10 protein-coding genes and 2 pseudogenes are annotated in these 12,182 nt (G+C 40.7%); 2 read left to right on the top strand and 10 right to left on the bottom strand.

The window, feature by feature from the left end:
* The 8 genes and pseudogenes from JMX98_RS14145 to JMX98_RS14345 form a co-directional block, all read right to left on the bottom strand.
* Positions 1–238 (bottom strand): hypothetical protein (locus JMX98_RS14145; protein ID WP_227680173.1); only part of this gene is annotated, 238 nt, incomplete at its 3' end.
* 676 nt (positions 239–914) lie between these two features.
* Positions 915–1,151: a hypothetical protein gene (locus JMX98_RS12660; protein WP_201587067.1), complete on the bottom strand. Its 237-nt coding sequence runs from the start codon at positions 1,149–1,151 to the stop codon at positions 915–917.
* Between the two features lie 112 nt (positions 1,152–1,263).
* A pseudogene (locus tag JMX98_RS12655) lies at positions 1,264–2,496 on the bottom strand (IS3 family transposase).
* Between the two features lie 68 nt (positions 2,497–2,564).
* On the bottom strand, positions 2,565–2,939 hold the full coding sequence (locus tag JMX98_RS12650; protein ID WP_201587065.1) for a pentapeptide repeat-containing protein: 375 nt from the start codon (positions 2,937–2,939) through the stop codon (positions 2,565–2,567).
* Complete coding sequence (locus JMX98_RS12645) at positions 2,936–4,609, bottom strand: RHS repeat domain-containing protein (RefSeq protein WP_201587064.1); 1,674 nt, start codon at positions 4,607–4,609, stop codon at positions 2,936–2,938. Before JMX98_RS12645 ends, JMX98_RS12650 begins: the two co-directional genes overlap by 4 nt.
* A 44-nt stretch (positions 4,610–4,653) precedes the next feature.
* Positions 4,654–5,868 carry an IS256 family transposase gene (locus JMX98_RS12640; RefSeq protein ID WP_201587062.1) on the bottom strand — a complete coding sequence of 405 codons (1,215 nt, stop codon included), beginning with the start codon at positions 5,866–5,868 and terminating at the stop codon, positions 4,654–4,656.
* A 320-nt stretch (positions 5,869–6,188) separates the two neighbouring features.
* Positions 6,189–6,929 carry a tetratricopeptide repeat protein gene (locus JMX98_RS12635; protein ID WP_201587060.1) on the bottom strand — a complete coding sequence of 247 codons (741 nt, stop codon included), beginning with the start codon at positions 6,927–6,929 and terminating at the stop codon, positions 6,189–6,191.
* 524 nt (positions 6,930–7,453) lie between these two features.
* Positions 7,454–8,098: pseudogene (locus JMX98_RS14345) on the bottom strand (RHS repeat domain-containing protein); the annotation flags it as partial.
* A gap of 1,761 nt (positions 8,099–9,859) precedes the next feature.
* Here JMX98_RS14345 and JMX98_RS12625 point away from each other — a divergent pair.
* Both JMX98_RS12625 and JMX98_RS14260 read left to right on the top strand, forming a co-directional pair.
* Entirely contained in the window at positions 9,860–10,162 is a 303-nt protein-coding gene (locus JMX98_RS12625) for an IS630 transposase-related protein (RefSeq protein ID WP_201587056.1), read from the top strand.
* Between the two features lie 137 nt (positions 10,163–10,299).
* Positions 10,300–10,542: a transposase gene (locus tag JMX98_RS14260; protein ID WP_265089388.1), complete on the top strand. Its 243-nt coding sequence runs from the start codon at positions 10,300–10,302 to the stop codon at positions 10,540–10,542.
* Positions 10,543–11,394: 852 nt separating this feature from the next.
* Here JMX98_RS14260 and JMX98_RS12615 read toward each other — a convergent pair.
* Both JMX98_RS12615 and JMX98_RS12610 read right to left on the bottom strand, forming a co-directional pair.
* Positions 11,395–11,955, bottom strand: coding sequence for a transposase (locus JMX98_RS12615; protein ID WP_201587055.1), 561 nt, complete (start codon positions 11,953–11,955; stop codon positions 11,395–11,397).
* Positions 11,927–12,182, bottom strand: a 256-nt coding sequence (locus JMX98_RS12610; RefSeq protein ID WP_201587054.1) for an IS630 transposase-related protein, incomplete at its 5' end; no start/stop codon positions are given. The genes JMX98_RS12615 and JMX98_RS12610, both read right to left, overlap by 29 nt.

The raw sequence follows: 12,182 nt of genomic DNA, 5'->3' as shown, positions 1-12,182 counted from the left end.
TCCGCAAGCTTTTCTCAAGCTCGTTGTTGGCGTTGTATTGTAGTTGTAGTGCACTACGTGGGGCGGTATTAGGATGTTTAATGGCTTCTGTAGTTTTATAGAGTACGCGTCCATGAGAGTCATAGGTGTATCTGATGCGCTGGTTGTTTTGGATCAGCTCACGCGGACGACCTTGTTCACTCTTCGGCGTATCGGTTTGTGTTATTTTATCTGCATTATCACCAGCCTTTACAGGCACACGATTACTCGCAGGATCAAAGGCAAAGACTTCGGTAATGCCCGTATGGTTTTGATAGTCGGTGAGCTTGTGCTCAGTGAGACGACCTTGGGCGTCATACTGATATTGATGATTGCGCTTAAAGCTGGTTTGAGTGTTTAGGCTTGGTTGGGTGTTTTTATTGCCTTGATTGATGACACTATGACCGCTTAGGTGTGTCAGTTGTCCTAGGGCGTCATAGTGATAGTCACGCTGTATGGTGAGGTGATTTTGAGGTGGTTGCCAAGCGCGTCATAGTCATGAGTGAGAGCGTGCTCGCACCTTCGACACTGACTTGCTTGGGTGAGATGATTTGTTAGAGCTTTATTAAGCGATATTATTTGAATAATTGATATAATCAGACTGACATCAAAGCCATAGTATATATTATCATTACGAATGCAGCTACTATAGATACAGTTAACTGAATAAAGAAAAGAGAATATTGTTTAATATCAATTATCTTTTTTAAAAGAATATAAATTGTATATCCAGTAAAAACTCCAAAAGCATATGAATAGAATATTGCTTTGAGAACATACTCATTTAAAAAGTTACCAGACTTAATAGCGTCGATTGAATTGTCAAGACCAGGAATAATCATAACTATTAGAATGACGCTAATAAATATACATATTTGTTTGAACATTTAGATTCCTTACCACATTTCGTATATTGTGGGTCTAACATCATAATAATCAGTTTCTCGACCTAATTTTTCAGCTAATTTCCATGTTTCAACATCATGATCAATATGTCCATTGCAGAAAGGAGGATTCGGACAGGCTCTATAATCTGCAGTACCAGCAGCAGGAATTTGATTAATAATTAGTTGTCCTTGTTCATCATAAGTGCACTGATTAGTATGTCCTCCTGCAGTTGGAGTAGATCTCACTTCAAAGGTTGCTCCTCTATGAAACCACCATACCTTAGCTCGACCAATAGCTCCTCTATCAATCTCTGACCCCTGCCGTCAATCCCGTATATATAAACTTGGGAGATTTTGATTACGCAGCCTGACGATAATAATCAAACCACACCTGTCTTGGCGATTTATAGCCTAAACCCTTTTGAATCCTAGTCTGATTATAATATAACTCAATATATCCAATGATATCTCTGATAGCTGCAAACCTTGTTTTATAGTCTTGGTGATATACTAGCTCGTTCTTCAATATGCCCCAGAAGCTTTCTATGGGTGCGTTGTCAAAGCAGTTGCCTTTAGCGCTCATTGAACCTGTAAACTGATGCTGCTTGATGATCTTGTGGTAAGCATGGCTACAGTACTGACTGCCTCTGTCAGAGTGAACGACTAGCCCTTTGCTTGGTTGTTTATTCTTGATGGCCATGTTCAATGCTTTGCATACTAGATCTGCGGTCATTCGCTTATTGATCGCATAGCCGACCAGCTCTTTGGTATATAAATCTTTGACTCCCGCTAAATACAACCAGCCCTCAAGCGTCCAAATATAGGTGATGTCACTGGCCCACGCTTGGTTAGGGCGACTGGCATCAAACTCTTGATCCAACACGTTTGGATAGACCAGTTTGTTGTGATTGGAGTCGGTGGTGACTTTAAAGCGTTTGTGGCGACGGCATTTGATGCTTTATTCCTCTTTGATGCTTCTGACCATGTAGGGACTGATGTTATGACCTTGCTCACTTAGATGCGCATGCAGACGCTCAACACCATAGCGCTCATGAGTTTCACTGTGAGCGGCTTTAACGAGTAGCTCACAATGGTTGCGATGTATCTGCTGCTCGCTGATATCGCGACTCAGCCAGTCGTAGTAACTTGAATGCTTAACCCTTAGCACGCGGCACATAGTGGTGATGGTAAAGAAGTGCTGGTTATCTTTGATGAAGGCGTACCTGACTAGCTGTCACTGCGGACATAGCCCTTCGCCTTGCGTCACTAAAACAGTCTCCCAGACTGTTTCTTAACGTTCCTCATTCGCAAAGTACGCCGTCGCCTTTTTTAATATCTCTCGCTCCTCTTCGGCAACTTTGAGCTGCCGCTTGAGCTGCTTTATTTCTTGAAGAGCTGTCATAAGATCAGGGTCGTATTGCTCTGTGCCTTTGAGCTTGCCTTGGTTGGCTTTGTTATGCCAATTCGATAGCGTTTGCATGGCAATGCCAAGCTGCTTTGCGGTTGCTGAGATATTGCCATTATTGTCTGATATCTTCTTAACGGCTTCAGCTTTAAATTCTGTGCTATAGGTTCTTATTTTCTTGACCATGATAAACTCCGATTAATACGCTTAGTTTACCAAGTTTACTTGTACGGTTTTGTCAGCATAGCTCATTTTTATTCAAACCTATCTGGGGAGCAATCAATAAGATTAAGGTTATGAATTGTTAAGTCCTCAAAAATACAGTCAAGCCATTGACAGTTTTCAAAATCACTACTAATAAATTTAGTACCTTTAAACATACATTTTCTAAAAACCACATCTTTTGCGTTTACAGCGATAAATTCACTATCACTAAAATCGCATTTAACAAAGCTTGATTTTTCAAACGTTGCGCTTCTAAAATTAGCATTACAGAATAAGGCATTCTCACTATGTAATTTATTAAACCAAATTCTATGTAAATTCATGTTTGATAAATCGTAACCATTTAAACTTTCAAGTTCTATTGAGTCATGTTCATTATCTTTAATATAATTTAGTACTATCATCTGTTGCCCCAGTCAAATGAATCTACATTAATGTTTCTAACAGGATATGCTTTACTAGCATCGCTCATTGACATATTCCACTGTGTTTTTGGTGCGTTCATTTTGCAAAGTTTAGCAGCAATAAATCTATGATTTCCATCGACAATTGTATTACCACTCATTTTAACTGGAGGCATGCTAGTTTGCCCCATTTCAATCATATTAACATAGGCCTGAATTACTGGTGAAGATACGCTTTTTTGTATGGTTTTCTCATTGGTAGGCGATAATACTTTCCTAATATTAACCTCAGTAGCTGGAAGGCACTTCTTTTTACAATTAGCTGAGGTACAAGATTGTTCTTCAGCACTTGCCACTTCCCCTGCCACTTTCCCTATGACTCTTCCACTAGTTTTAGCACCTGAGCCTATTAAAGCTCTTCCAGCAGCCGCGAGAGCAGATAGAGCTCCAGCAGCAGCTGGATGTAATCCCAATGAGTCTGTCCAACCCGTAGGATTCGGCGCATAAGCGAACACATTTAAGTCACCTAATAACCCGATTGGATCTCTCGTAGTAAACATCCCCATATCAGGATCATAGTAGCGGAAACGGTTATAGTGCAATCCTGTCTCTTCATCAAAGTGCTGACCTTGAAAACGGATAGGCTGTAGCTCATTTTGACTGACTTGTATCTGACCAATCACCTGCTCATTCCAAACTAATTTCGCAGTATTGCCCCACGCCTCATAATCAGCCAACCAAATTACCTCACCCTTCTCATTAGTCAGCTCATTTGGCGTACCAAGCTGGTCGTTATGATAGTGATAGCCCTGTATACCTGTTTTAACATTTGGTTTATCTTTACCATACCAACCTTGTGAAAGTTCTAATTCATCATTAGCCACTTTTGGCAGATCATCACGTAGCCAAGCTAAGCGCGCAATAGGGACAAAGCTGCCTTGATCATAGATGGTGGTATAGACATGAGTGTCTGTATATTCCTGAATAGGCAAATCACTGTCCCATAGCATATGCGTGTGCTGATGCTGGGTCTGACGGCTTTGTGTGAGCTGGTCTTTACTCTGAATAAAGTTACGAGTTTCACTGTGCTTGGTAATACGCCGTCCAAAGGCGTCGTAGTGATACTCGGTGAGGGTTTTAATAATGTTGTTGTCTTGATACTGAGTCCGCAGGCTTTTCTCAAGCTCGTTGTTGGCGTTGTATTGTAGTTGTAGTGCACTACGCGGGGCGGTATTAGGATGTTTAATGGCTTCTGTAGTTTTATAGAGTACGCGTCCATGAGAGTCATAGGTATAGCGAATTCTTTTGCCGTCTTGGATCAGCTCACGCGGTCTGCCCTGATCTGTTGTTGATGAATCTATAGCAGCATCAGCCTTTACAGGCACACGATTACTGGCAGGATCAAAGGCAAACACTTCGGTGATGCCCGTATGGTTTTGATAGTCGGTGAGCTTGTGTTCGGTGAGACGACCTTGGGCGTCATACTGGTATTGATGATTGCGCTTAAAGCTGGTTTGATTGTTTAGGCTTGGTTGGGTGTTTTTATTGCCTTGATTGATGACGCTATGGCCGCTTAGGTGTGTCAGTTGTCCTAGGGCGTCATAGTGATAGTCACGCTGTATGGTGAGGTGCTGATCTCTGTTGCTTTGCTGCGTGGTCAAGCGTCCCATCGGGTCATAATGGGAGCCTATCCCAGATTCTGTGTAACTGCCATTTAGATTAAATGCTTACTAACGCGCTCATCGAACATAATCATAAAGCGATTAAGAGCAGACGTCCAGTTACGGATAGGCATCGCCCACCTTGACGATGCTTGCTGGGTGGCTAAGTACACCACTTTGAATGCTGCCTGATCAGATGGAAACACCTTACGCTTATTCACAGCGGTACGAATCACGCTATTTAATGACTCGATAGCATTGGTCGTATAAATGGCTTTTCGAATGTCTTTAGGGTAGCCAAAGAACACGGTTAAGCCCTCCCAGTTATTGCGCCAAGAGGTAACCACATGCGGGTATTTATCGCCCCAGACCTCATTAAACTGCTCAAGGTTAGCCTCTGCTATCTCAAGCGTATCAGCGTCATAAACCGCCTTTAAACCAGCAGTTACTTTCTTCCTATCTTTCCATGGTACAAACTTCATAGAGTAACGTACCATATGCACGATACATAGCTGAACCTGCGTGTTTGGATATACCGTATTAATTGCCTCACTAAAGCCTTTTAAGCCATCTACACAGGCAATAAGAATATCTTGTACCCCTCGGTTTTGTAGTTCAGTGAGAACGCCTAGCCAGAACTTAGCGCCTTCATTCTCTGATAGCCACATACCAAGCAGCTCTTTTTTGCCATCAAGTCCCACACCTAGCGCCAGATAGATAGCCTTGTTGATAATCTGTTTATCTTGGCGTACTTTAACGACAATACAGTCCAAATAGACGATAGGATAAACACTGCTCAGCGGTCTGTTCTGCCAAGCGGTGATGTCCTCTAATATGTTATCGGTGACTCTTGAGACAAGAGAGCTTGAGATGTCGACATCGTAGAGCTCTTTAATGCTCTCTACAATCTCGGTGGTGGTTTGACCTTTGGCATAAAAGAATATGATTTTATCATCAAGGCCACTAATACGGGTTTGATGCTTACTGACGAGTACAGGCTCAAAGCTGCTATCACGGTCTCTTGGGGTAGAGATCTCAAGATCGCCGCTATCACTGCGGACAGTCTTTTTAGTGTGTCCATTGCGCTTATTAGGCTTGTCTGCTTTCTCATGCTTGGGGTAGCCGAGATGGTCTTCCATCTCAGCTTCAAGGGCAGTGTCGATAAAGGATTGCATGAGCTGCTTTTGAAAGTCTTTGATGTCATCAAAGCTGTTCATGCTACCAGCCATTTGCTCGGCCAGTTTCTTGATGTCAGTTTGGTTAGTCATTGCTTATTCTCCTGTTAGTGGATTATAAGCAGTTACACAAAGTTTGGGAAACTCCCCATAATGGTAGCGGCTGCTGAGTGCGCCTTGCTCGCGACTGATCTCAAGATGCAGCTTGTTGCGCTCGCTATGACGCAACTCGATATGCTCATCAGTGCTAGGATCGTATAGGCTTTGGTTATACAGGTGTCCTGAGCCATAGTAGATCTGGTTGATGACTTTGCCATCGGGTAAGACGTTATTTCTGATAACTGCTACAGTCGGTTTGGATTAATAGGTTTTCTTATATATTAATGTTATACCTTTGACCCAAACCGATCAGTCTACTGCTCCGCTTCTTCTGATAAGACATTCAAGTAATATTGAGCATCAATATAACCTTGAGCAGCAGCTTTTTTGAACCAATATTTTGCTTTTTCTTTATCTTTTTTGACAGAAATTCCATTGTAATACATGTATCCCAAATTGTATTCCGCTTCTGAATATTCCAAATCTGCTGCTTTGACAATATTTTTGTGAGCTTCTTCATAATTTTCTTGATCAATATATAAATTTGCTATACCACTATAAGCTCGAGCAGGTGTATCTTCAATCGCCAACTGATACCAATACATCGCTTTATCAGGATCTTCTTTAAGACCATAACCACCTTCATGGTATAAATCACCAAGATTAGCCATGGCATTTCTACTACCTCTCTCGTTTGCTAATAGATAGTACTTTTCTGCCTTTTTAAAATCCCTATCAACACCACATCCTGTGAAGTATAAACCACCTAGACCGTCTAAAGATTTAGCATTTCCTTTCTTAGCAGCCTTTTCAAACCAATATTTTGCTTTACTACAATCTTGAGGTACACCTGTATTAGGAAAAAAATTGACAAAACCCATATGATGCTCTTTTTCATCTTCAGTCCAGTCGTTCATTGACGCGATCTTGCAAGGCTCGCTATTGCTATCTTCAGATATTTCACATTCTTTCTCTATGGACGGATATTCATTTTGACTCACTAAACCTGCACAACTTGTCAAAAGTATAGTTGAACATAATACTATATATTTCATAATTAACCCTCTTGAAATTAACGACAATAAGTAAAAGCCTGACAAGCTTTACCTGTTACCCCACCACCACCACCAATAGCCATACCAGCTGATCCTGTAGTACTACCATCTGCGCCTTGACATAGACTACTTGTAGCACCAATGCCTGCCGTACCTGCACCATCAATACAAGCCTGACTAGTTGATCCGAAACCTGGTGAAGTAGAAGCATTTGCAACACTCCCTGTTATACCTTCTGTTATTTCAGCTGATGCACCACCAGCTATACATGGCGTTATAGCATAACATTGTGATGGTCTTCCATTCTTATCATAGCTCTTACCAGCACCAAAAGTAACATCTCCTCCCAAACCTAATTGTCCAGCAATAGTAAGATTTGCCATAATAGTTTTATTTGCATGTATAGGTGGCTTAGATACAGACACCTTTCCGTTCTGAATATTTTCATACTTGGTTTTTGCATCATGAATCGATGATTTCATACCAGGAGAATTGCCATAGTTTTGTAGCATACTCCAATTCTCCAACCCCAACGGATCAACCCAACCTATCGGATTCGGCGCATACTGGAACACATTATCTCCACCCATCAGCCCTATCGGATCTCTTGAGGTAAACATCCCCATATCAGGATCATAGTAGCGGAAACGGTTATAGTGTAATCCCGTTTCTTCATCGAAGTGCTGACCCTGAAAACGGATAGGCTGTAGTTCATTGCTTGATACTTGTATCTGACCGATCAATTGCTCATGACATAGCACTTCGCCTCCCACTCGAGCACAGCTCTCGCCTTGCGGCACTAACTTCACTGCACTATCGTTACGTCTTGCGCCGCTAAAACAGTTCCCCAAACTGTTTTTTACGCGACTCACCCAGCACATTTTTACACGCGCCTCACCCCACGCCTCATAATCAGCCAACCACACCACCTCACCCTTCTCATTAGTCAGCTCATTCGGTGTACCGAGTTGATCATTATGGTAGTGATAGACCTGTATTGCATTACTTTCATTATCTATGCTTTCTAGATCATCATTAGCCACTTTTGGTAGATCATCACGTAGCCAAGTTAAGCGCGCGATAGGGACAAAGCTGCCTTGATCGTAGATGGTGGTATAGACATGAGTGTTCGTATATTCCTGAATAGGTAGGTCACTGTCCCATAGCATATGGGTGTGCTGATATTGGGTCTGACGGCTTTGTGTGAGCTGGTCTTTACTCTGAATAAAGTTACGCGTCTCACTGTGCTTGGCAATACGCCGTCCAAAGGCGTCGTAGTGATACTCGGTGAGGGTTTTAACAATGCTGTTGTCTTGATATTGCGTCCGCAGGCTTTTCTCAAGCTCGTTGTTGGCATTGTATTGCAGTTGTAGTGCAGTACGCGGGGCAGTATCAGGATTATTAGCCACCTCTGTGGTTTTATAGAGTACGCGACCATGAGAGTCATAGGTGTATCTGATGCGCTGGTTGTTTTGGATCAGCTCACGCGGACGACCTTGTTCACTCTTCGGCGTATCGGTTTGTGTTATTTTATCTGCATTATCACCAGCCTTTACAGGCACACGATTACTCGCAGGATCAAAGGCAAAGACTTCGGTAATGCCCGTATGGTTTTGATAGTCGGTGAGCTTGTGCTCAGTGAGACGACCTTGGGCGTCATACTGATATTGATGATTGCGCTTAAAGCTGGTTTGAGTGTTTAGGCTTGGTTGGGTGTTTTTATTGCCTTGATTGATGACACTATGACCGCTTAGGTGTGTCAGTTGTCCTAGGGCGTCATAGTGATAGTCACGCTGTATGGTGAGGTGCTGATCTCTGTTGCTTTGCTGCGTGGTCAAGCGTCCCATCGGGTCATAATGGTAGCGGCTGCTGAGTGCGCCTTGCTCGCGACTGATCTCAAGATGCAGCTTGTTGCGCTCGCTATGACGCAACTCGATATGCTCATCAGTGCTAGGATCGTATAGGCTTTGGTTATACAGGTGTCCTGAGCCATAGTAGAGCTGATTGATGACTTTGCCATCAGGTAAGGTAGTGCTAGTGCGGTTGCCAAGCGCGTCATAGTCATGAGTGAGGGTGTGCTCGCGTGCTTGGTATGCTCCGTCTTGAGTTAAATGACTGATAAGGGTTTCTGTTATCAGTCTGCCGCCTGCATCATAGGCAAGGGTTGTACGGCTATTGGGGTTGACGGCGCTGGTCAGTTGTCCGATCTCGTCGTATTCATAACGCACTCGGTGATACTGCGGACGCACAGGTTTGCTCGATTCTTGACCGATGATTTCAGGATAGTGACTGCTGTGACGGGCGGTCAGTTGTCCAATAAGATCATAGTCCATCATGATATGATGCTGTTTGTGTCTGGGCAGTTGCGGGTTGTCTATTTGCTGGGTAAGTTGTCCAACTTCATTGTATACGTAGCGGCTTTGATGAGCGTCAAAGCGGGTTTCGGCCCTAAATTTTAATATACAGAAGCTAAGTAACTTAGACAAAAATAACCAAAAAACTGCCATAGTACCAATAGAAAGGTTAATAAAATATTCTGATTTCTTTCTAAAAATTTAATTTTTGAAAATAACACCAAAAGAAATGCGCCCCAGAATAGAACTACTATTAATATTATTTTCTTAAAAAAGCAATGAAATAAATAATGGATAAATAAATCTATAGAATGGCAGTATAAATGAATATAAAAACTCCTTATGTGATGGACAATACGAATTCGAAGAGTAGGAATATAAGTTCATAAATTCTTTTATCAATAAAAAAGAAACATAAATTAAATAACTATAAGCTATTGACAGATATATTTTTTAAAAAAAATCCTTATTATTCATATTGCACTTCTTCTTATATATCAATTAGTTTTTTTGGATTTATAGTTAATCCCACCAAGAATTGATACAATAACTCTAAACTCCAGCTTACTGATTACTATGACATATCCCATCATCCTTCGTAAAAAGGTACTAAAAGCTCTTGAACAGGGCATGAGCGTACGCACCGCAGCCAAGCTTTATGATATAAGTCCTACCACCATTATTAACTGGAAAAAAGACATCAGTATCAAGCCCATCGTCAGAACACCACGCAAAATATCTAATGATGCCCTAAAACAAGACATTACAGACTATCCTGATGCTTACTACTATGAAAGAGCCGCTCGTTTGAGTTGCAGTAAATCGGGTATAGAAGCCGCCATGAAGCGACTGGGTTATACTCGTAAAAAAAAGTCTTAAACATCCTAAAGCAAGTTGGCTTAAGCGTTTAGAATACGCCATAAAACTCAAACATTATCAATGCCAAGGTTACCTATTCCAAAGCTTAGTCACAAATGTTTCATCGTCATGGATATGAGCGAGGATAAAGCAAAGCACTGCTTTGCCCGAATGCAAGGGGAGAGCTATGCTCGAGTACCAGATTTCATAAGAACAAACGTATTAAAAAGCTATTAAACCGACATGGTCACCGTATTCTATGGCTACCGCCTTACAGTCCTGATTTAAATCCTATTGAGAAGAAATGGGCTGAGGTAAAAAAGCTTAGGCAAGGCTGGGGTGAGAATAATCTAAATCATTTATTCAACAATGTTTGCTGTTACAACTTTAAATTGGATTGATTATATTGGTAGCGTGTTTTACTTATTTTGTAAGAAAATCCATAAATCTACTATAAATAAAAAGCATATATCATAAAAAATAATAACTCTATAATCTACACCATATTCTGCAGTAAAAAAATTTGTCGGAAAGAATAAAATTACAGTTACTAAGTATGAAAAAAACCTTACTATGAATAACGTTTTTGGTTTTTTTTTAAAGAGTAAAGGATAAAAACAAATACTCAAAAGCAACCCAAGCCCTATTATTTCCCACCATCTTCCAGTCGGATACCAAAGAGTCGCCGAATATAATATAGGTAGAAGTATTATATGTATAGATCTTGATATATAGTATAAAATTTTACTTAGCGTTGACGCAATCATTACAACACCCCGCTTTTTTTGGGCACTACTACTGGGAAATTATCAATATCTAGCAATTACTTATAAAAACCTCTAATATGCTGAAGCAATCATTCGAAATAAATAAAAACTTAATAGATCCCAAAAAATGAAAATAATCGTTAGCAAAATAACTTTAATTTTTTTATTTACATTTTTTTTATATAAAAATAATATTAAAAAAATCAATATAGAAAAAACAATTAAATAAACTGGAAATTTAAATACAGCATAAACAGATAGAAACGGTAAAAAAATCGGAATAAATAAAGATTCAAACTTAAGAAACTGTTCTTTAGAAAAATATAAATAATGATATACCGAAGACAATAAAATTATAGTTATGTAACTATACATAAATGCGTGCAATAAAGACTTGAAGTTATTAGATAGCTTTGGCTTGCCCATATTTTTTAATCCTTATAAGTGTTAATCTTTAAGCATTAGTTTTATTAATAGAGCTTATAGTTAAATCTTTATAAAATCGATACAGCCCATATCATGAAACAATTTAGATAAATCATTTTCCATCCAGCCTTGGCGTAAAAACTTCACTTGAGCCCATTTTTTCTCGATGGGATTTAAGTCAGGACTATAAGGTGGTAAGAATAGAAGCCTGTGACCATGCCTGTTAAGCAGCTTTTGAACGCGCTTATTAAAGGTTGCATTATCCATAACGATCACACATTTCTTCTTAAGCTTTGGTATCAGCGTGAACTTGCACCAGTGATAGAAAACCTCTTTATTGATGTTGGTCTTTAAGCAATCGAGTGCAAACAGCATTTTGCCAAAGAGCGCACCAATGACGTTGATTCGCTCTTTGGCTTGCCAGTTATAACGGTCAATGCAGGGGCTACCAATGGGTGCATAACCACAAGGACGCATCGTTTCACTCTCAAAGCTACTCTCATCCATGTAGACAATAGCAAAGCCTTGAGCGATGTAGTGGTTAAGTTTTTTTAGGTAGTGGGCCCTCTTTAGTGGACAAGCTTTGGGATGCTCAAGTGTCTTTTTTTTTGCTAATACCAATACGTTTTAAGGCTTTGCTGATGCCTGTTGGGCTACAATTAAAACGCTGTGCTCGCTCATAGTGATAATCGTCAGGGCGGTCTTTGACATCTTGAGCTAGGGCTTCATCCTCTATTTTGTAGGGCTTAATATATCGGGTGGTTTTACTATGAAGACGCTTTTTCCACTTCTGGATAGTCGTTGGACTGATATCATAGAAAACAGCAGCTTCGGCAAAGGTCATGCCC

Origin of the sequence: Psychrobacter sp. HII-4 (assembly GCF_904846595.1) — a bacterium.
Lineage (GTDB): Bacteria > Pseudomonadota > Gammaproteobacteria > Pseudomonadales > Moraxellaceae > Psychrobacter > Psychrobacter celer.
Note: the sequence above shows the minus strand (reverse complement) of the source record. Positions and strands in the feature narration are given on the sequence as shown.